The organism is Microvirga sp. jy35, assembly GCF_056148915.1.
Genome location: NZ_JBWBEW010000003.1, coordinates 272,356 through 292,222, shown reverse-complemented (window position 1 = coordinate 292,222; position 19,867 = coordinate 272,356). Strand labels below are relative to the sequence as shown.

At 60.2% G+C, this 19,867-nt stretch carries 15 protein-coding genes and 1 tRNA gene; 8 read left to right on the top strand and 8 right to left on the bottom strand.

The window, feature by feature from the left end:
- Window positions 1–227 precede the first annotated feature (227 nt).
- Window positions 228–1,217: a crotonase/enoyl-CoA hydratase family protein gene (locus AC0QTX_RS04675; RefSeq protein WP_474602655.1), complete on the top strand. Its 990-nt coding sequence runs from the start codon at window positions 228–230 to the stop codon at window positions 1,215–1,217.
- Between the two features lie 27 nt (window positions 1,218–1,244).
- The gene (locus tag AC0QTX_RS04670) at window positions 1,245–2,540 is read left to right on the top strand and encodes an NAD(P)/FAD-dependent oxidoreductase (RefSeq protein WP_474602654.1); all 1,296 of its coding nucleotides are present in this window, start codon (window positions 1,245–1,247) and stop codon (window positions 2,538–2,540) included.
- Window positions 2,541–2,638: 98 nt separating this feature from the next.
- Here AC0QTX_RS04670 and AC0QTX_RS04665 read toward each other — a convergent pair whose 3' ends face one another.
- The 3 genes from AC0QTX_RS04665 to AC0QTX_RS04655 form a co-directional block, all read right to left on the bottom strand.
- The gene (locus AC0QTX_RS04665; protein WP_474602653.1) at window positions 2,639–3,751 is read right to left on the bottom strand and encodes an amino acid ABC transporter permease; all 1,113 of its coding nucleotides are present in this window, start codon (window positions 3,749–3,751) and stop codon (window positions 2,639–2,641) included.
- Window positions 3,752–3,754: 3 nt separating this feature from the next.
- A complete protein-coding gene (locus AC0QTX_RS04660) occupies window positions 3,755–4,927 on the bottom strand; it encodes an amino acid ABC transporter permease (protein WP_474602652.1) in 1,173 nt (390 codons plus the stop codon).
- A gap of 67 nt (window positions 4,928–4,994) precedes the next feature.
- Window positions 4,995–6,032 carry an amino acid ABC transporter substrate-binding protein gene (locus AC0QTX_RS04655; RefSeq protein WP_474602651.1) on the bottom strand — a complete coding sequence of 346 codons (1,038 nt, stop codon included), beginning with the start codon at window positions 6,030–6,032 and terminating at the stop codon, window positions 4,995–4,997.
- Window positions 6,033–6,224: 192 nt separating this feature from the next.
- Here AC0QTX_RS04655 and AC0QTX_RS04650 point away from each other — a divergent pair, with 192 nt between their 5' ends.
- Window positions 6,225–7,862 (top strand): amidohydrolase, encoded by a 1,638-nt coding sequence (locus AC0QTX_RS04650; protein WP_474602650.1) that lies wholly within the window; start codon window positions 6,225–6,227, stop codon window positions 7,860–7,862.
- Window positions 7,863–7,973: 111 nt separating this feature from the next.
- On the opposite strand, the gene AC0QTX_RS04645 is transcribed toward AC0QTX_RS04650, so the two are convergent.
- The 5 genes from AC0QTX_RS04645 to AC0QTX_RS04625 all read right to left on the bottom strand — a co-directional run bounded on the left by AC0QTX_RS04645 (window position 7,974) and on the right by AC0QTX_RS04625 (window position 13,620).
- On the bottom strand, window positions 7,974–9,425 hold the full coding sequence (locus tag AC0QTX_RS04645; RefSeq protein ID WP_474602649.1) for an amidohydrolase family protein: 1,452 nt from the start codon (window positions 9,423–9,425) through the stop codon (window positions 7,974–7,976).
- 44 nt (window positions 9,426–9,469) lie between these two features.
- Window positions 9,470–10,138, bottom strand: a complete 669-nt coding sequence (locus AC0QTX_RS04640) for an aspartate/glutamate racemase family protein (RefSeq protein WP_474602648.1) — start codon at window positions 10,136–10,138, stop codon at window positions 9,470–9,472.
- A gap of 7 nt (window positions 10,139–10,145) precedes the next feature.
- Entirely contained in the window at window positions 10,146–11,594 is a 1,449-nt protein-coding gene (locus tag AC0QTX_RS04635) for an amidohydrolase family protein (RefSeq protein ID WP_474602647.1), read from the bottom strand.
- Between the two features lie 72 nt (window positions 11,595–11,666).
- The gene (hydA, locus tag AC0QTX_RS04630) at window positions 11,667–13,133 is read right to left on the bottom strand and encodes a dihydropyrimidinase (protein ID WP_474602695.1); all 1,467 of its coding nucleotides are present in this window, start codon (window positions 13,131–13,133) and stop codon (window positions 11,667–11,669) included.
- A 397-nt stretch (window positions 13,134–13,530) separates the two neighbouring features.
- A tRNA-Ser gene (locus AC0QTX_RS04625) sits at window positions 13,531–13,620 on the bottom strand.
- Between the two features lie 536 nt (window positions 13,621–14,156).
- Here AC0QTX_RS04625 and AC0QTX_RS04620 point away from each other — a divergent pair.
- The 5 genes from AC0QTX_RS04620 to metG all read left to right on the top strand — a co-directional run bounded on the left by AC0QTX_RS04620 (window position 14,157) and on the right by metG (window position 19,862).
- Entirely contained in the window at window positions 14,157–15,173 is a 1,017-nt protein-coding gene (locus AC0QTX_RS04620; protein ID WP_474602646.1) for a septal ring lytic transglycosylase RlpA family protein, read from the top strand.
- A gap of 125 nt (window positions 15,174–15,298) precedes the next feature.
- Window positions 15,299–16,510, top strand: coding sequence for a D-alanyl-D-alanine carboxypeptidase family protein (locus AC0QTX_RS04615; RefSeq protein WP_474602645.1), 1,212 nt, complete (start codon window positions 15,299–15,301; stop codon window positions 16,508–16,510).
- Window positions 16,510–17,199 (top strand): dTMP kinase, encoded by a 690-nt coding sequence (tmk, locus tag AC0QTX_RS04610; RefSeq protein ID WP_474602644.1) that lies wholly within the window; start codon window positions 16,510–16,512, stop codon window positions 17,197–17,199. Before AC0QTX_RS04615 ends, tmk begins: the two co-directional genes overlap by 1 nt.
- Window positions 17,189–18,253 (top strand): DNA polymerase III subunit delta', encoded by a 1,065-nt coding sequence (locus AC0QTX_RS04605; RefSeq protein WP_474602643.1) that lies wholly within the window; start codon window positions 17,189–17,191, stop codon window positions 18,251–18,253. The genes tmk and AC0QTX_RS04605 overlap by 11 nt, the downstream gene beginning before the upstream one ends.
- 58 nt (window positions 18,254–18,311) lie before the next feature.
- Window positions 18,312–19,862 carry a methionine--tRNA ligase gene (gene metG, locus AC0QTX_RS04600; protein ID WP_474602642.1) on the top strand — a complete coding sequence of 517 codons (1,551 nt, stop codon included), beginning with the start codon at window positions 18,312–18,314 and terminating at the stop codon, window positions 19,860–19,862.
- The last annotated feature ends 5 nt before the right edge of the window (window positions 19,863–19,867 follow it).

Sequence of the window (19,867 nt, the reverse complement as noted above, 5' to 3'; positions counted from 1 at the left end):
CCAGTATGCACTCAGCAATCACTCTTGAGGCAGTAGATGCACTCCGCGAATCACAACTCGGAGACGCACCTTAGACGCGCTAATTAACCAAGTTATTGGACTGTCTGCATCTTTCGCTACACAATACCCACTTAATATTTCATTATCCTTACGGAAGCGCATTAGGCGAGATGAAATTCGCTGCGCTTGCAAGTTCTCTATGACGGAGAGTTATGATGCTATCCCCGTTGGCCAAATCCGATGGTCAAACCTATACTGATGTGCAAGCAGACTCCTACCAGGGGAAATCATCTCCAACAGCTCCAACGCCCAAAGCGCCTCCCAAACAAGGAGGCAGCGGCGCAACCAGCCTTCTGCTGCCCTACATCGATGTGAAACTGGACTTCGAAGAGAAGATCTACTGGGCGGCCATGCGCCCCAGTCCGCATCCGATCATCACCATGGAGCTTTTAAAGGACATGATGTGCGTACAAGATTCTGTGCGCGCGATTATGGAAGAGGGAAGTCGTGAGCAACATCAACACCTGGAGTATTTCGTTGCTGCGTCTCAAACACCCGGTGTCTACAATTTCGGCGGCAACTTAGCCTACTTTGCCGATTGCATCCGACGCGGTGATCGTGCGGGGCTGCAGAGTTACGCCCACGCATGCATAGAAGTGGTTTATGGAAACGCGATGGCGTTTCATACCCCTGTGATTACGATCGCACTGGTTCAAGGCGATGCGCTTGGCGGTGGCTTCGAGTGTGCACTCTCGTTCGACGTTCTCGTTGCTGAGAAAAGTGCAAAAATGGGACTTCCAGAGGTCCTGTTCAATCTGTTTCCAGGAATGGGGGCTTACAGTTTTCTCTCTCGTAAATTAGGCACGGCTGCAGCCGAGAGAATTATTATGAGCGGAAAGGTCTATTCCGCGGAAGAACTCTATCAACTCGGGGTCGTCGATATCCTGGCGGAGGATGGCCAAGGCGAGAACGCCGTTCTTGACTACATTGCCCGCAACAGGCGGAAGCATAATGCTCATAAGGCGATGTATCGTTCCAAGCGCCGTGTCAATCCACTGACATACGAGGAATTGAAAGACATCGTTGAAATCTGGCTGGACGCTGCAATGGAGCTGGGAGAACAGGACCTGCGTAAGATGATGCGGCTCGTCGGCGCTCAGGAGCGACGGATCGATGATAGTGACATAGTGCAGGATCGGTATCAAAGTAGGATCTGAGATTTCTCACCGACCAAAGGCCCATCCATGACTGGCTATGGAGATACCTATTACGCTCGGACTCTGACGGACGCGTCGCAGCGTTCATCACTCCGTGGAACCGTGGAAGCCGATGTCGCCATTGTAGGTGGGGGACTTGCAGGCCTTACGGCTGCTCTCGATCTGGTACGATCAGGACGCTCGGTTGCGGTTCTGGAAGCTGAGAGGGTCGGTTGGGGGGCGTCTGGTCGAAATGGTGGCTTCGTCGGCCCAGGATATGCGACGAGTCATGCCAGTATTGCCCGCATGGTAGGTACCGAGAGGGCGCAGATCCTGCACCGCCTTTCAATTGAAGGCGCCCGGATCGTTGAAGAGAACACCGAAAGCCTTGCCATAGGCGACAACAAGCGGATCTACGGCAAGATGAGCGTGCTCCGGTACCATGATCCGGACGGGCTCGAGCGGCATCGCGAGGTGATGCAGAAGGAGTTCGACTACAGCCTTGAGGTGATGCCAACCGATGCTGTACGAGCGATTCTCAGGTCTCCGAAGTACCATCAGGCTCTCTACGATCCTGCGAGCTTTCATTTCCATCCTCTCAACTATGCGCGATCCTTGGCGCACGCGGTCGAAACCCAAGGCGGACGTATCTTCGAAAAGGCCCGTGTCACATCATGCGATCTTGAGGGCAGTGGAAAAACCGTCAGGACAGCACAAGGTGAGGTGAGAGCAGGGCACGTGATCTTCGCGGGAGGAGGGTACACAGACGGTCTGGTGCCTCGCCTTCGCCGCAGCATTCTGCCGATTTCCACTTATGTGCTGTTGACGGAAGCGGCACCTGAGAGAATAGCCGAGGCGGTGCGCACGCCAATGGCGATCAGCGACAACCGCCGTGCTGGAGATTATTACCGCCTTGTCGATGAAGGAAGGCGCCTGCTCTGGGGCGGACGCATCACGACCCGGACGACGGAACCACGCCGCCTTGCTGAGATGATGCAGAGAACGATGGTCTCGACCTATCCACAACTCGAAGGCGTGCGCGTGGAAACGGCATGGTCGGGGCTCATGGCTTATGCCCGTCACCTGATGCCACTCATCGGACAGCTTCAACCTGGCATCTGGTACGTCTTCGGATTCGGTGGACGCGGCATGAACACGACGGCCATCGGGGGGAGGGTCATTGCAGAAGGCATTTTGGGCGCAAGTGACCGTTATCGCCTCTTCGAGCCCTTTGGACTTACGTGGAACGGCGGTCCCTTCGGAGTTGCAGCTGCACAACTCACCTACTGGACCTATCAAGCTATGGATTTCGCCAAGGAGCATCGCGCCGCACGTGCTACTTGATGATGCCGCTCGCCCGCAATCACACCCTGCACTCACTGGAAAGGGCGCCTCGATCAGAGGCGCCCTTTCCAGTGAGTGCAACAACGCTCCCGAGGTTACTAGTCGTGCCCGAGGCGCATGCGGCGTTCCAAGAACCGGCTATAGGCGCCCATTCCATATGAGAAGACCAGGAAAACTGCAGCCGCGAAGACGTAGCCTTCCAGCACGGCAATACCCACCCAGTTCGGATCCGTCATCGCCGTGCGAACGGTGGAGAGGAAGTCCAGAAGGCCGATAATCGTGACGAGGGTTGTATCCTGGAAGAAGCCGATCGAGATGTTCACCAACGGCGGAATCGAGATTTTCAGTGCTTGGGGCAGGACCACGAGACGCATGGCCTGCCAGTAGTGCAACCCCATCGCGCTGGAGGCTTCGTGCTGTCCCCGCGGGATCGCCTGCAACCCGCCGCGGACTGCCTCTGCAATGTAAGCGGCTGCGAAGATGATGATCGCGATCTGGGCTCGCAGCAGCTTGTCGACCGTGATTCCGCTCGGCATGAAGAGCGGCAGCATGACAGAGGCCATGAACAGGATGCTGATGAGGGGGACGCCACGAATGACCTCAATGAAAACTATGGCGATCACCCGAATGGCGGGTAACTTGGAGGAGCGGGCCAGAGCCAGCGCAACTCCTAGGGGAAAGCCCAGCGCCAACCCGACGGCCGTGAGCAGGAAGGAGAGTGGCAGGCCGCTCCATTGTGTCGTAGGCACATAAGTGAGGCCGAAGACTCCGCCTCCGATCAGCACTGCCGTTGCAACGATTGTAACAGCCCAGAGGACAAGAAGTTTCCTGTTCCAGAATCGGGGGATCATCGTGATGGCGATCGCCCCTAGGAACAGAATCATCGCGAGCAGGACTCGCCAGTGTTCAGCGTATGGGTAGACGCCGAAGATCATGAACCGAAGCTTGGCTTCGTAGTAGGGCCAGCAGGCCCCTTGCCCCACCCTGCAGGCCTGCGCTCCTCCCTCGGTGACAGCCCGTGTCACGAGCCAGCCATAGGCACCTTTGGCTCCGAGCCACATGATCCACAGGCAGATCACCGTGATCACGGCGTTGACCGGGGTTCCAATGAGGGGTTTGAGCGTACGATGAAACAGCCGGCGCTCCACGGCCGGCTCCCGCCGAACCGGCATTTTCAGTTGAGCTTCTGCAATGTCGGTCGCGGTGGTCATGGCCTAGCGCTCCTTCAGCGCAACGCGGCTGTTGTACCAGTTCATGAAAAGGGAGATCGCAATCGAAAGCCCAAGGTAGACCAGCATGAAGATAGCAATTCCTTCGATTGCCTGACCCGTCTGGTTCATGGTCGTGTTCGACACCATCACGAGATCCGGATAACCGATCGCGATTGCGAGGGACGAGTTCTTGAACAGGCTGAGATAGCTGCTTGTAAGCGGAGGGATGATGACCCGCAGTGCCTGGGGAAGGACGATGAGGCGCATCGTCAGCCCGTCTTTAAGGCCCAGAGCGCGCGCCGCCTCCCATTGCCCCTTGCGCACAGACAAGATGCCGCTTCGGACGATCTCCGCGATGCCGGCGGAGGCGGAGAGGGCCAGACCGACGAGGAGAGCAGTGAACTCTGGCGTGAGCTGCGAGCCGCCGGTCAAGCGAAAACGCCCCTTCTCGGGAATGCTGACTGTGAAATCAGGCTGTAGGATCAGGATCGCTAGTACCGGCGGGATCAGAAGCGCAGCGGCAATCAACGGCCAAGTGGTCCGCTCTTTGCCAGTTCTGATGCGCTCCGCAGTCCTGTGGCGGCGAAGGGCAACCGCCACAACTCCCCCCAGAACCAATGCGATGAAGATGATCGTGTGAGCACTGGTCCAGACCAGTGATGGAACGGTCAGGCCACTGTTGCTCAGGAATACATGCGGAAGAATCTCCCATGCCTCCCGCACAGCCGGCAGACTGGTGACGATCAGGGCGTACCAGAGGAACAGGTAGAGCAGAAGGGGAACATTCCGCAACGCTTCGACATAGAGAAAGGCCAGAAGCGCAAGCAAGGGATTGCGCGACAGGCGCGCTATGCCGACGACCAGCCCCAGGATGGTCGCGAGCACAACACTCCAAGCGGAAACCCAGATTGTATTGACAATGCCGGCCAAGATGGCCCGGCCGTAGGTATCAGTGGGCCGATAATCAATCAGCGTCTGGCTTATCACAAAACCCGCTTCACGGCCCAGATATCCAAAACCCGTTGCGATGTTCTGCTCCGCAAGCTTCTGCGAGACGTTCGAAAAAAGATAAAGCCCTAGAAAGACAATGCTCCCGACGGCGAGAACCTGATACAGGATCGCCCGAAAGCGGAGATTGTAGAGGAGCCTCGTACCGCTCATCGAATCCACGCGCATGATGATCCTTTTCCGGAGGCTAACGAGTGAGAAACGGGCGGCCGCAGGGCCGCCCGCTGATCTCAGCTTACCGGAACGGCGGTGAATAGAGCAGGCCGCCCTTATTCCAGAGCTCATTCGGGCCGCGTGACAGGCCGAGGCGCGTCTCAGGGCCCAGATTGCGGTCGAACAGTTCCGCATAGTTTCCTAGGGATTTGATGACGTTGTAACCCCACTTGTTGTCAAGGCCGAGCATCTTTCCCAGATCGCCGTTCACGCCCAGCATGCGCTGGATTTCCGGATCCTGGCTTTTGAGATGCTCATCCACGTTGGCCTGGGTTATACCCTTCTCCTCAGCAGCAACGAGAGTATAGACCGTCCAGCTCAGGATATCGCGCCAATTGGGGTCATTCTGGCGCACCGTGGGAGCGAGCGGCTCTTTCGAGATGGTTTCCGGCAGGACCACGTATTGCGAGGGATCATTGGCGATGGCGCGCACGGAAGCCAGATCCGACCGGTCCGACGTGATGGCATCGCAGCGACCGTTGAAGAATGCATTGCGCCATTCATCGGAATTCTCGAACACCACGGATTCGTACTTGATGTTCTTGGGCCTGAAGAAATCCTCCAGGTTCTGAAGCGTCGTCGTGCCGGGCAGGAGGCAAATCGCGGCATCGGCCAGTTCGCTGGCGCTCTTCACGTTGAGCTTGGTCGACACCATGAGGCCTTGACCGTCGTAGAACACAACCGGTCCGAAATCGAGACCGAGAGATGCGTCACGTGAGAAGCTCCAGGTATTCTGCCGCGAGAGCACGTCCACCTCGCCGGACTGAACGGCCTGGAAGCGGACATTCGTGTTGAGCGGAATAAAATCGACCTTGTCGGGATCGGCGAAGATTGCTGCCGACATGGCACGGCAGACATCGACGTCAAAGCCGCGCCGAGCACCCTTGTCATCGGCATAGGAGAAGCCGGGAGAGACAGGCGAGACGCCACAGAGGATTTTGCCGCGCTTTTTAACGGTGTCGAGAGTCGCTTGAGCAGAGGCCGGCGCAGCCGAAACAGCGGCGACACCGGCGATAAGGCCCACCGCAAGCCAGCGGTTTAAAGATCTGGATTGTGTCATTGTATTCCCTCTTTCAGTGCGCCTTATGGGGCCGCTACCATGCAAAGCTAGACCTGAAACAACTGGAGTTTCAAGGGCAGATTTTCCCAAAGGAAAGCATCTGAGAACTTGATGACCGACTAAAAGGTATGCAAACGTGGCAGTCCTGAGCCCAACCAATTGTTGGACCTCCAATATCCGCGCGAGTATTTCATGCCCATCCTCCCGAAAGCCGACATTGTCCTCCTGAACGGCCGCATCTTTCGTGGATTTTCCGAACAGGTGACCGAGGCCATTGCTCTTTGGGCAGGGCAGGTTCTGGCAGCGGGATCGGACGCCGATATGGAATCCCTCATAGGCCCAAAGACGCGAGTCATCGATCTCGCCGGACGACTTGCAACACCAGGGCTGTGCGACTCGCACATGCATCTTCTCCCGTATGGCGTGATCATGGGGCACGTGGATGTGCGGCCTGCTTCCGCGCCCACACTCGGGGCGTTGCTCGAAAGGGTCCGGCAGCGTGCAGCGGTCACACCCCCGGGCCAGTGGATCCAGGGACGTGGATACGATCAGTTCGAGCTTGATGTCCGGCGCCACCCCCTTCGTGAGGAACTTGACGCTGTCGCCCCCAATCATCCGGTCGCAATCGTGAGAGCCTGCGGTCACGTGACGATCTGCAATTCCAAGGCTCTTGAGCTGGCGGGAATCAGCGAGTCGACACCCGTTCCCCAGGGAGGTGCCATCGAGCAGCAGGATGGGCGCTTGACGGGGCTGTTGGCGGAGACTGGGCGCGACCGTCTGAAGTCGGTGCTTCCAGAACCCACGGATCAAGAGCTCGTACAGGCGATCGACGATGCCGGCCGTGCATGCTTATCCTACGGGATCACCAGCGTGATGGATGCGGGCGTCGGCATGAGAGCGGGCTACCGCGAGGTTGCAGCTTACCGCACGGCCCAGCGCCTCGGCCGCCTGCCCGTGAGGACGACCCAGTGCCTGCTCGGCGGTCCGGGCGGCATCGTGGAGCAGGCCTATGCGGATGGCGTGGTGACCGGTGTGGGCGATTCCATGCTGCGCGTTGGACCAGTTAAGATCTTCACGGACGGCAGCGCAGGCGGCCGGACCGCTGCCATGTCCCAGCCCTATGTGGGTGAACCGAAGACCACCGGCCTGATGCTCCTGCACGACAACGAGATGAACGACCTCGTGCACGAGTATCACGCCAAGGGCTACCAGCTGGCGGTTCATGCCATCGGCGATGCGGCCATCGAGCAGACCCTGAATGCCTTCGAACGGGCTCTCGAGGCAATGCCGGACCCTGACCGCCGCCACAGGATCGAGCACGCCGGCTATGCCCGCGCCGACCAGAATGCCCGCATGAAGCGCCTGGGAGTTCAGCCGGTGCCGCAGCCCGTGTTCATCTATGATTTCGGGGACCTGTATGTTTCCGTCGTGGGGGAGGAGCGGGCAAAGCCGTCCTATCCGCTCAAGACTTGGATTGATCTCGGTTTCAAGCCTGCGGCCGGCAGTGACGCCCCTGTCTGCGACATCAATCCTTTCCCGAACTTCTTCTCGATGCTTACCCGCAAGACCTCCCATGGCACCGTCATGGATGAGCGGGAGGTGGTATCCATCGAGCAGGCCATCACTGCCTTCACGGAGTTCGGCGCTTATGTGAACAAGGCTGAGCACGAGTGGGGCCGCCTCGTTCCCGGCCTCGCGGCGGATGTGGCAGTGTTCTCCCGTGACCTTCTGACTGCCTCACCCGAGGAGATCCTGCACGATACCCGCTGCGACCTCACCATCCGCGGAGGCGAGGTGGTGTTCGACCGTCATGAAGAGACGGGTCGCTGACATGACCTGTCTCGAGAGAAACTGCCGCGACGATGCAAAAGGCCCCAAGAGATCTCGGGGCCTTTTCTTTTTCCTAAACTTGCGACAGTGGGATAGGGCAGGCCTGCTCCATCAACTGCGAATGGGAAAGACGCGCGGGCTCAACTCTTCGAGAGTCCGTCCCGCCCAGTCGCGCTGGGGCGCCGCTGCAATCGCTTCGGCTTGGCCCCGGCGCAGCATCTCGATGTCTTCGCTGATGTCGAAGTCCAGCACCTCTCCGTCGCGAACAACCTGGCGGCCATCGACATAGACATCCTTGATGGCTCTATCGTTGGCCGAGTAGACGAGGCTGCGGATGGGCTCGTAATCGGGCTGCATGTAGGGGTCGCTCATGTCGACGACCGAGAAATCCGCTTTGCAGCCGGGAGCAAGACGCCCTAGATCCGGGCGGCGGATCATATCGGCGCCTACGGCCGTTGCGGCCATGAAAGCATCCCTCGTGGTCGATGCCGTGAAGCTTCCCGCGATGATGCGGCCCGCATAACAGGCCATGCGGAGTTCATCGAGCATGTTGTGTGGGAAGCTGTCCGTGCCGATGCCGCAGCGGATACCCGCCTTCACGTAACGGCTCAGGGTGTTCAAGGCAATGCCGCGCCGAGCGAACACCACGGGGCAGTGGGCGACCTGAGCCCCGCTATCCTGGAGTCGTTCGAAATCGTTGGCATGAGGCCAATGCAGCCAGGGATGGTCGTTCAGGAAGATGCAATGGCCGATGATGGTGTCCGGCCCGAGGGCGCCGATCTTATCCAGCCATTCGATGGGCGTGCAGCCATAGCGTCGCATGATCTCCTGAAACTCCACGATGCTCTGGGCTGCGTGGATCTGGATCGGCTGGTTCCGCTCACGGGCAGCATCCAATGCATCGCGGATCTGACCCTCCGTGCAGGTATCGATCTGCGCAGGCCCGATGTACCCCGTGATGCGCCCGCTCGGATGCTTCGAGGCCGTATCAGCTATCTCGATCGCCTCCCGCAGCAACCGGTCACCGGTTGCCGGATCGAGGTTGTACTCCACCGAATGTCCGTTGGTGGTCTTCCAGGGACCGGACCGGAACATTCCCCAGAGCACGGCGCGGATTCCGGTTTCCGCATACTCGTCGGCCCAGGTCTCGCGCGGCCTGCCGAGATCGCAGATGGTGGTGACGCCGCTCTTCAGAAGTTCCGACGCGGCGACACGCAATGCCGGACGTGTGTATTCCGGACCGATCTGGAAGACCGGCATGAACTCGTAGAGCGAGCTCTGACCGAGGCGCGGGCTGCCCAGTTCTTCCAGCATGCCTTTCCAGCCGGGCTCATGACCGGGATGGCTGTGAATGTCCACGAAGCCCGGAATGATCATCATCCGGCTGGCGTCGATCTCTGCATCGACCGCGCCGGAATAGCCGTCCCCGACATGCACGATGTCTGTGCCTCGGATCACGAAATCCGCATTGCGAAGATAGACATGGGATTTGGCAGCCTCGTCCCAGGCTACGATCCAGTCGCAGTTCCGGAAAAGGGTTGTCTTGGCGACAACAGAGGTCATCTCAGGCTCCGTTCATTCAGTTAAGCGAGGGGGCGTGATTGCGGCTAGGACGTTGCTTGCGAGAGGCGAACGTGGCCGACCGCCATGGCAACGGCTGCCTGGGTCGGCTCGACGACCGGAATTCCGACTGCCTCCTCGAGGGCAGCCCGATAGCGAGCCATGCCGGCACATCCCATGACGAGAACATCAGCCCCATGGACGGCTCTCAACGTGCGGCCGACCTCAACCATGCGAGTGAGCGTTCGTGCCTCGTCCGAGAGCTCAGCAACGCCGAGCCCGATCGGTAGATCGGCCGCGAAGCGCTCCATGACACCCATCGCACCAAAATAGCGGAGATGCCTTGGTACCGAGGTCGGCAGGATGGCAATCACGCCGAAGCGCTGCCCGAGGGTAAGCGCCGTCAGCACACCGCATTCGGCTATTCCGAAAACGCGACGGCGGCTCTGTTCCCGCAGGGCATGAAGTCCCGGGTCGGAGAAGCATGCGATCACGAAGGCGCCTGCGCTCGATTCCAACTCGAACGCCTTGCGCAGCATGGGCATGATGACGCCGTCCACATCCCGTTGAGACTGGATCCCTGGCGGACCTTCGGCCAGGGACAAGCATACTATGCCCGGGCCATCTGCACCCCTCAGCGGTGCGACTGCCTTGTCGATTTCAGCCGTGACAATGTGTGAGGAGTTGGGGTTGATCACATAGACCGAGAATCCCATGGACGTCTTACCTTTGAGCCGAGAGCGGCAGAGAATACGGAGCCAGGACAGACAGAGGGCGTCCCTGTGGATCTGCCTCTTCAGCTCGCCGGCAGGCCCGCCTCTGGGCATCCTGCAATTCGCGGACCGCTCCTTCGTAATCCAGGTGAGCGATACGATGATTTTTCACCACAGCCTGGCCGTCCACATAGACGTCGCGGATGGCGCGCTCGGCAGCGCAGTGGATCAGGTTGCGAAGCGGATCATGAACCGGCTGCATGGCCGGGTGGTTCAGATCCACAAGAGACAAATCCGCTTTGGCGCCCGCAGCCAGCCGCCCGAGATCGCTGCGGCCAAGAGCTTTTGCCCCGCCTGTCGTCGCAGCGGAAAACAAGCCGCCTGTATCCAGGTCGAAGACGCTACGTCCGGCTACACGCGAACAGATCAGAGCCTCGCGCAGTTCTTCCAGCATGTTGAAAGGATAGCTGTCGGTGCCGATGCCGACATTGACGCCCGCGCGTCGATAGGCGCCAAGACTTTCAAGTGTCATGCCGCTGCGCGCGAAAGTGACAGGACAATGAGCCACCGACGTGCCGCTTCGGGCGAGCCGGACGAGATCGTCACGACTGCGCTGCCGGGTCCAGGAATGGTGGTCGAGAAAGATGCAATGCCCCAGGATGAGATCCGGCCCAAGGACGCCGAGACGCTCCAGCATGGCAGGGGCCGTCTCCCCGGTTCGCCGAAGAAGTTCCTCGTGCTCGGCCATGGTTTGCGCAGCATGGATGGTGATCCGCATCCCGCGGCGGCGCGCCTCTGCCACCGCATCCATTATCAGTTCTTCCGAGCAGGTCTCGATCTGCGACGGCGCGATCACGCCATCGATGCGGCCGCTGGGATGCGCACGGGCCTGGTCTACAAAAGCCAGAGCTTCGGTGTAACGCTCCCGCCCTCGAGCCTTGTTCCATTCGAAGTCGAGGCGGTGGCTGTCGGCCATGCGCCATTGCGCTTCGCGGAAACCGGGAGCGAGATAGGCCCGCATTCCGCTGTCGGCTGCCAGGGATAGCCATTTGGAGTGGGGCGAGGCGATATCGAGGTGCGTTGTCACGCCGCTGCGCATGAGATCGCACAGCATCACCGTCTGGCACGCGGCCTTCGCATCCTCGTCCGCGTCGATGAGAGCCGAATACTCGTAGAGAGCGTTCCCCCAGAGAGCTGCAGTTCCAATATCCTCGAAAAGCCCCTTGGCGATGGGCTCATCCCCCGAATGACAGTGGATGTTCACCAAGCCGGGCATCACCATGATGCCGCCGCCGGCAATCTCCTCGTCTGCCTGTCCCGCATAGGACGGACCGATGTACAGAATACCGGCCTCCGAGAAGGCTACATCGGCATCCTGCCTATAGACATGCTGAGCAGAGCCCTCATCCCAGGCAACCACCCAGGCAGCCTTTCGAACAACCGTTACTCTGTCAGTCATGATGTGGCGAACCGGTGCAAATTGGCTGAGGGATGAGAGGCCTTTCGGCCGTGGGGATTTGGAAGCGGTGGTTCACAGCAAGTGTGCGCCGAAGTTGACAGCCGGATCGAATTCTGGACTCAGCTTTCCGGTTGGCCGCATCGAGGCGGAGCAGCCACGCAGCTGCAACTGGCCTGATCCGGGTTGAGCCCGGATCTCGCCCTCCGCAACGACCACTTCGCCCCGGCGCATCACGAGTTCCGGCCACCCCCTCAGTCTGCGTCCTGCAAAGGGATTGTAGCCGACATTGTCATGCAGCCCGTCGTCGGCAAGAGTGACTTCACGGTCGGGATCCCAGACCGCGATATCTGCATCGGCGCCAACCGCAATTGCGCCCTTGCGCGGATGAAGTCCGTAAATCCGTGCGGGTGCCGTCGCCGTCAGTTCAACGAACTTCTCCAGGCTCGACCTTCCTTGGCTCACCATGGCGTCGAAAAGGAGCGGCAACCGTGTCTCGAGGCCTGGCAGGCCATTGGCAATCCGCTTGAAATCCGGGTTCGCGCCGGCTGCCAATTTGCCGCTTTCATCAAACCTGTAGGGCGCGTGATCGGAAGACACCACTTGGAGGTCACCGAGTTCCAGCGCACGCCACAATGCTTCCTGGTCTGACACGGAGCGGGGAGGCGGGCTGCACATCCACTTGGCGCCCTCGAGGCCAGGCCGATCCAGATCCTGCGCTGTCAGGAACAGATATTGAGGGCAGGTTTCGGCGAAGACCTTGATGCCTTCGCCCCGCGCTCGGCGAATGGCCGCTGCACCCTCAGCCGTTGACACATGGAACAGCATGATCGGCTGATCCAGAAGCTGGGAGAAGCGAATGAGGCGCTCGAACGCTTCGATCTCGCAGACCCGCGGATGACTGACGCCGTGGAATTTTGGCTCGACGTAGCCTCGGGATACGAGTCTGTCGGCCATCCACTTGATCATCCCGTGATTTTCCGCATGAGCGCAGACCAGGGCACCATGCTTGCGGGCCGCCATCATCACGTCCAGAACCTGCTCGTCGAGAAGGCGAACACGATCGTAGGTCATGAAGATCTTAATCGAACGATGCCCGGTCTCGATCAGGGCGGGCAAGTCGTGCTCCAGAGTCTCCGTCGTCGGGTCGGATATCCAGAGATGAAAGGCATAGTCAGTCACTGCACCGGCCGCTGCAAGCCGCGAGTAGTCTTCGACGACATGGCGCAGGCTGTCGCCACGATGCTGAGCAGCAAAGGAAATGACGGTCGTCGTGCCGCCGAAGGCTGCGGACCGGGTCGCGGTCTCGAATGTGTCGGCATTCATGAGTCCGCCGCCGGAGAGCTGCTGAATGTGGCAGTGGGCATCCACACCGCCAGGGAGAACAAGCCTTCCGGCTGCATCGATAGTACGGCGCGCTGAAAGATTCAGACCCAGGGCAGCAATCACGCCATCCTGTATCGCCAGATCGATCGGCAAAGTGCTTTCAGTGGTTACGACATTCCCACCTTTGATGACGATATCGTATTCCACCGATGGGATTCCCAACTACTCAGGATGTCGAGCTGATTCAGCATCAGAAGATTGCTCAATGTAGGCAGATGGCTCAAACCTCAGCAAGGAGAAGTTGATGGGAATGCCGAAGCTGCTCCCACTCAACTCTGGACCAGATTGCTCGGGACCATCATCCTTTCGCTTCTGCACTCACGAGCCTCAAACTCATTCAGCAGATCCTCGTTCAGCAGGACCGGATCTCCCAAAGGGGATGTTCATGATGAACCGAGGTCCTCATGAAGCTTGAAACCATATCCGCAGGCACACCACCATTGCGGCGAGGCTGGAGCGTGGTGAATTTCGAAAAGGGACGTCGGGTCGGGAGGAAGAGGCGGAACTCGGAGGGAGCGCAGCGCTCGGATCTTCGAATGCACCTGACATAAGATGGCGGAGGGGGTGGGATTCGAACCCACGGTGGGCTTGCACCCACGGCGGTTTTCAAGACCGCTGCCTTAAACCACTCGGCCACCCCTCCTGTTAGCCCGAGGCCAGCCCGGAACCTGCCACTCTGTAAGGCTTCCGGCCTCAGTCCGTCAACTCGTATAGAACCTTTGCAATCATCCCAAGCCTGGGAAAGAGCCAACAGCAGAGCAGCTTCATTAACTATGCCCTGCCAAGGAACAGGCAGACTGCTAGCCTGACGTACCGAATGTCTGCGCTGGAGGGAAGCAGTAGCCAAGAGGCGATTTTCAGGTAAACATCTGCAATTATTGAAGAAATCGCTCTAAAATTGGCCTTAGGATCTATAGGCAGGAGTGAGAACGGAAGCGAAGAATGGCGACCTCCCAAGGCCCAGGGCGGTCACACTGCGAAGCCAACGGCCGCTTTATGCAATTGAAAATGTTGCGCTTTTTATATACCAATTGTTATAACAAACTAGAGCGACTAGCTTTGCCATTGACAAGCACGGCTGTTTTACCTTCCTTTAAGGGCAACGAAAGCACTTTGGCTTCATGTCCGGGCAATCGGGGAGAGGCCATGCTCCGTGCTGACAACAGGATGAGAGACGACATGCTTTGTTACCGCGCTGAAGCGAATACCGGGCTGAGGGGAGCGCTCCCATTCTTCACTCATCGGGCTTTGCTCCGCGTTGCCGGCGTAACAGCCATCGCTCTGATGGCGGCTAATTGCTCATCGAATGTCAGGGGCGGGATCGATCCCAAATATGGCGTCGCCCCAAGTCCGAAGGTGGTCGCCGACGGCCAGCCTGTTCCGAAGGGCGGCGGGCGGGAGATGGTCGGCAAGCCCTATACGGTTGCCGGCCGCACGTACGTCCCGAATGCAACCCAGCGGCCGGCAGAGGGGCTGGCCTCCTGGTATGGATCGAACTTCCACGGGCGCATGACTGCGAACGGCGAGGTCTTTGACCGCGATTCGATCGCAGCCGCCCACACAACGATGCCGCTGCCGAGTTATGCCCGCGTCACCAACCTCCAGAACGGCCACTCAATGATCGTTCGCGTCAACGATCGTGGGCCATTCCATGATAATCGAGTCATTGATGTCTCCGAGCGGGCCGCTACGGCTCTCGGTTTCAAGCGGCAAGGGACGGCCCGGGTGAGGGTGGAGTATGTGGGCCGGGCGTCCACCAACGGAAGCGACGACCGCATCCTGATGGCGAGCCTGAGGACGGACGGTCAGCCTGCCAGCCTGACCAACACGGCTCCGACCATGATCGCCCAGGCTGCTCCGCAGCCGAACGCCCCCCGACAGGCCATCGCCCTTCGCAGCTACGAGCCTGACAGCCAAGCCTACCAGGCCCCCGCACAGGCTTCGCAGCCTTCAGCGATGCCCGGAGCGCTGGCCGGCAACGTGCCACTGCCGCCCGAGCGCCCCTTCGACCTCGGAACAATTCCGGGGGCGGCGAGCCCTGTGGCCAAGGTCAGTTCGACAGATCAGCGCCTGACCCCAGCCTCCCGTCCCATGGTCGCCAGCATCTATGAGACGCCAGCCCGCACGGCGCAGTCCGGCTTCCAGAGGAGTGGCTCGCCTGCCACTCCCGCTGCGCAGAAGTTCGTGCTCCGCTGAGCCCAGGACGCCTTTCCCAGAACGCGTGACACCGCACACAGTCCAGCATGGCTGAATGTTGATTTGTTATTGACGCGCTACAGATTCGGGGTCTCCTAGGGAGAAGAGCCTGGAGATTTCTTGATATGCGTCAGCCTCAAGCCGCCCGTGTCCTTGCGGCCTTCGCTTTAGTGTACAGTAGCCTATTCCTCTCACCTCCTGGAACGCAGGAGGCACGAGCCCAAGGTTTCCAGACGGCGGCTCCCACGGCCATTCTAATGGACGCGACGAGCCATGCGGTTCTCTTTGAGAAGAGCGCGGATGAGCCGACGGCGCCGGCCAGCATGGCAAAGGTCATGACGGCCGAGGTCGTTTTCAACGAGATCAAGAACGGCCGCCTGAATTTCGACAGCGAGTTCATGATCTCCGAAAACGCTTGGCGGAAGGGTGGGAGCGGTTCGGGTGGTTCATCCATGTTCGCCAAGGTGAACACCCCCATCCGATTGGAGGATCTCCTGCGCGGCCTAATCGTGCAGTCCGGCAACGATGCCGCCATTGCGCTTGCGGAAGGCATTGCCGGCAACGAGGAGAACTTTGCCCGCATGATGAACGAGCGGGCCAAGCAGATCGGCCTGTCGAAGTCCACTTTCCGCAATGCGACTGGCTACGGCCATCCCGAGCAGAAGGTCACGGTCCGCGATCTGGCCAAGCTCGCACTTCACGTCATTGAAACTTATCCGGACCTCTACAAGATGTTCGGCGAGCGTGAATTCACCTGGAATAAAATCCGCCAGCAGAACCGCAATCCTCTGCTGTTCGCCGACATCGGAGCGGACGGGTTGAAGACCGGAAACATCGACGAATCCGGCTATGGCCTGATCGGGTCCGCCGTTCAGAACGACCAGCGCCTGATCGTGGTCGTGAACGGCCTCAAGACGGCGAGAGACCGAGCAGCCGAGTCCCGGAAGCTCCTGGACTGGGGATTCAGAGCTTTCGAATCCCAGCAGCTCTTTGCGGAAGGCCAGGTCGTTGGCGAAGCTCAGGTTTTCGGTGGGAACATGCGGTCGCTCCCCCTTGTGGCGAAGAAGCCTGTTCGTGTACTTGTGCCTCGTGGCGACGGCGAACGGGTGACCGCACGCATCGTCTACACCGGTCCTCTGAAGGCTCCGATCCAGAAGGGAGCAGAGGTGGCCCGGCTTCAGGTCAGTCGTGGTGACATGCAGGCGCTCGATATGCCTCTATACGCCAATGCGGATATCCAGCAGGGAACATTGAGCCAGCGGGCCCTCGATGGCTTGCTGGAGTTCAGCACAGGCTGGGTGCGCCGCGCCTTCTCGAGTCTCGTCGAAAGCATTTGATGGCAGGCTGTTTTATCACCTTCGAGGGCGGGGAGGGCGCGGGCAAGTCGACCCAGATCGAAAAGCTCAGGAAGCGGCTAGGGCAAGCGGCCCAGCCTGTTCTCGTGACTCGCGAGCCAGGCGGCTCACTCCATGCGGAGGAGATCCGAGCATTCATTCTGGAGGGGCATGCCAAGCACCTTGGGCCTTTCGCGGAGGCCCTGCTATTTGCCGCAGCCCGAATAGACCACCTAGACAGGACAATAGTCCCGGCCCTCAAACGGGGCACCCATGTCCTCTGTGACCGCTTTGCGGATTCAACGCGAGCGTATCAAGGGTCCGCCGGGAACATCGATAAGACCGTGGTCGACCAGCTCGAACGGGTGACGCTTCAGGGGGTCAAGCCCGACCTGACTTTGATCCTCGATCTGCCGGCTGAGGTGGGGCTTGCCCGGGCCAGAGAGCGCCAGGCAGGTAAGGGGCAGGGTGCAGACCGCTTCGAGGGCGAGGGTGCCTCGTTCCACCAAGCGCTGCGTCAGGCATTCCTGGCGATCGCGCGGAACGAGCCGAAGAGGTGCGTAGTGATCAACGCGGACCAGGACCCCGACGAGGTCGAGGCTGCGATCTGGGCGGCATTGCGCGACAGGCTCCCTCAACTTACCCGGAACCGGCTATCCGAGGATGCAGTGAGGCCACTTGATGTCGCGTGACGATCAGGAACCGATTGAGCCCGATGGCTTTGAAGGGGCACCGCATCCACGGAAACAGTTTGCCTTTATCGGTCACGCGGAAGGAGAGGGCGCTTTTCTGGAAGGGATCCGTAGCGGCCGCCTGCACCATGCATGGCTGATCGGCGGGGCGCAGGGCATCGGCAAGGCGACCCTCGCCTATCGGGTCGCTCGCGCAGTCCTCGACCCTCAGAAAAGTCGTGAGAAGTCTCTCGCCAGCCTGAGCGTGCCGGAGGACTCCCAGGTGGCCCGTCAGGTCGCAGCGCTCTCTCATCCCAATCTGGCCGTGCTAAGACGGTCTCCGCCCACGGACAAGAAGGCGGCTTCGACGACAATCCCCGTGGATGCGGTGCGCCGTGCGCTGAACATGTTCGGCTCCACGGCCGCCAATGGAGGCTATCGCGTCTGCATCGTGGACAGTGCCGAGGATCTCACCATCTCGAGCGCCAATGCCCTGCTCAAGGTGATCGAGGAGCCGCCGCCGCGCTCGCTCTTCCTCATCGTGAGCCACGCTCCGCAGAGGGTTCTCCCAACCATCCGTTCCCGTTGCCGGCGCCTGCTCCTGCGCCCTTTGGGGGACCAGGAGATCAGGGAGGCGATTGCCTCTCTTGGCTCCCCTTGGTCTGACACTCCCAGGGACGTAGTCGATCAGGCCCTCCGCTATGGGGAAGGGTCTGTCCGCCGCACCCTTGAACTGCTCGATGCCGATAAGGTAGCCTTCATCGATCAGGTCACGAAGCTCCTCGACGGGCTGCCGAGAACCGACACCAGGCAGGTCCTCGCCCTGGCGGAGGCTCTGGCCCGGCGTGATGCGGACGACAGCTACGAACTCGCTCTGGAAACCGTTCAACGCTGGGTGTCCGGACGGCTGCACGAGCGGGCAGGGCTCGGCGCCTCCCGCCTTGCACCTTTGGTGGAGGTATGTGAGAAGATCGGCCGTTCGGCGCGCGAGATCGACGTGTTCAACCTCGACCGCCGGCCCTTCATCCTGACGATGTTCGACGATCTTGCCGACGCTGTTCGGCGAGCGGCCTGAAGCCTCCGCCGTCCGCAGGAGCCGAAGGGTTTGTGAAGTTCAGGACTGGGGATTCGACATGGCCGACAAGCAGAAGTTCTACATCACCACGGCTATCTCGTACCCGAATGGGGCCCCTCATATCGGTCATGCCTACGAGGTCGTCGCTTCGGATGCGATCGCGCGCTTCAAGCGTATCGACGGCTACGACGTCTTCTTCATGACCGGCACGGACGAGCATGGACTCAAGATCCAGCAGACCGCGGACAAGAACGGCACCACCCCGAAAGCCTTTGTGGATGACATGGCGGCCAAGTTCCGGGCCATGGCCGATCGGCTGAACTGCTCCTATGATCGCTTCATTCGCACCACCGATGCGGATCACGTGCCCTCGACCCAGGAACTCTGGCGCCGGATGCAGGAGAAGGGGGATATCTACCTCTCCAAGTATTCCGGCTGGTACTCGGTGCGGGATGAGGCTTATTTCGACGAGGCCGAGCTGACCAAGCAGCCCGACGGCAGCTGGCGCGCCCCCACCGGGACGCCTGTCGAATGGATCGAGGAGGAGAGCTATTTCTTCCGCCTCTCCGCCTATCAGGACCGCCTGCTCGCCCATTACGAGGCCCATCCGGACTTCATCAGCCCGGAAACCCGCCGGAACGAGATCGTGAGCTTCGTCCGGTCAGGCCTTCAGGATCTCTCTATCAGCCGCACCACCTTCGACTGGGGCCTGCCGGTGCCCGGCGATCCGAAGCACGTCATGTATGTGTGGATCGACGCGCTGAACAACTACGTGACCGGCTGCGGCTTCCCTAACGAGAGCGATCCGCGCTGGCGTTACTGGCCGGCCGATGTTCACATCATCGGCAAGGACATCGTCCGCTTCCACACGGTCTACTGGCCGGCCTTCCTGATGTCGGCGGAGCTGCCGCTGCCCAAGCGCGTCTTCGGACACGGCTTCCTGCTCAACAAGGGCGAGAAGATGTCGAAGTCCGTCGGCAACGTAGTCGACCCGTTCGACCTGGCCGACACCTACGGCGTCGATCAAATCCGCTACTTCTTCATGCGCGAGGTCCCATTCGGGCAGGACGGCAACTACTCCCACGAGGCTATCGTCAACCGCATCAATGCGGATCTGGCAAACGACCTCGGCAACCTGGCGCAGCGTTCGCTCTCCATGATCGCCAAGAACTGCGACGCCTCGGTGCCGAAGCGGGGCGAGCTCACACAGGCCGACCAGGACATGCTCTGGCTCGCCGATGCCTTGCCCGCAAAGACAAGGGCGGCCATGAAGGACTTTGCCCTTCATACGACCCTGGCCGAAATCTGGGCCGTGGTGGCAGAGGCCAACCGGTATTTCGCCTCTCAGGAGCCCTGGGTGCTGCGCAAGACCAACCCTGAGCGCATGAATACCGTGCTTTATGTAACGGCCGAGGTTCTGCGCGCGGTCGGCATTCTGGCCCAGCCCTTCGTGCCGAATGCCGCCGCCAAGCTGCTCGATCTGCTGGCTGTTCCGCCGGAGGGCAGGGGTCTTGCCGCAGTTGGGCAGGCGCATCGTCTGGCGGCCGGGACGGCCCTCCCGCAACCCGCCCCGATTTTCCCGCGTTATCTCGAAGCGGAGGCGTCCTGACGCTT

Coding starts and splice junctions, on each gene's coding strand:
- AC0QTX_RS04650 (WP_474602650.1), top strand. CDS start 6,225: ATGCCCATCCTCCCGAAAGCCGACATTGTCCTCCTGAACGGCCGCATC.
- AC0QTX_RS04635 (WP_474602647.1), bottom strand. CDS start 11,594: ATGACTGACAGAGTAACGGTTGTTCGAAAGGCTGCCTGGGTGGTTGCC.
- tmk (WP_474602644.1), top strand. CDS start 16,510: ATGGCAGGCTGTTTTATCACCTTCGAGGGCGGGGAGGGCGCGGGCAAG.
- AC0QTX_RS04640 (WP_474602648.1), bottom strand. CDS start 10,138: ATGGGATTCTCGGTCTATGTGATCAACCCCAACTCCTCACACATTGTC.
- AC0QTX_RS04670 (WP_474602654.1), top strand. CDS start 1,245: ATGACTGGCTATGGAGATACCTATTACGCTCGGACTCTGACGGACGCG.
- AC0QTX_RS04645 (WP_474602649.1), bottom strand. CDS start 9,425: ATGACCTCTGTTGTCGCCAAGACAACCCTTTTCCGGAACTGCGACTGG.
- AC0QTX_RS04665 (WP_474602653.1), bottom strand. CDS start 3,751: ATGACCACCGCGACCGACATTGCAGAAGCTCAACTGAAAATGCCGGTT.
- AC0QTX_RS04605 (WP_474602643.1), top strand. CDS start 17,189: ATGTCGCGTGACGATCAGGAACCGATTGAGCCCGATGGCTTTGAAGGG.
- AC0QTX_RS04660 (WP_474602652.1), bottom strand. CDS start 4,927: ATGCGCGTGGATTCGATGAGCGGTACGAGGCTCCTCTACAATCTCCGC.
- AC0QTX_RS04655 (WP_474602651.1), bottom strand. CDS start 6,032: ATGACACAATCCAGATCTTTAAACCGCTGGCTTGCGGTGGGCCTTATC.
- AC0QTX_RS04620 (WP_474602646.1), top strand. CDS start 14,157: ATGCTTTGTTACCGCGCTGAAGCGAATACCGGGCTGAGGGGAGCGCTC.
- metG (WP_474602642.1), top strand. CDS start 18,312: ATGGCCGACAAGCAGAAGTTCTACATCACCACGGCTATCTCGTACCCG.
- AC0QTX_RS04615 (WP_474602645.1), top strand. CDS start 15,299: ATGCGTCAGCCTCAAGCCGCCCGTGTCCTTGCGGCCTTCGCTTTAGTG.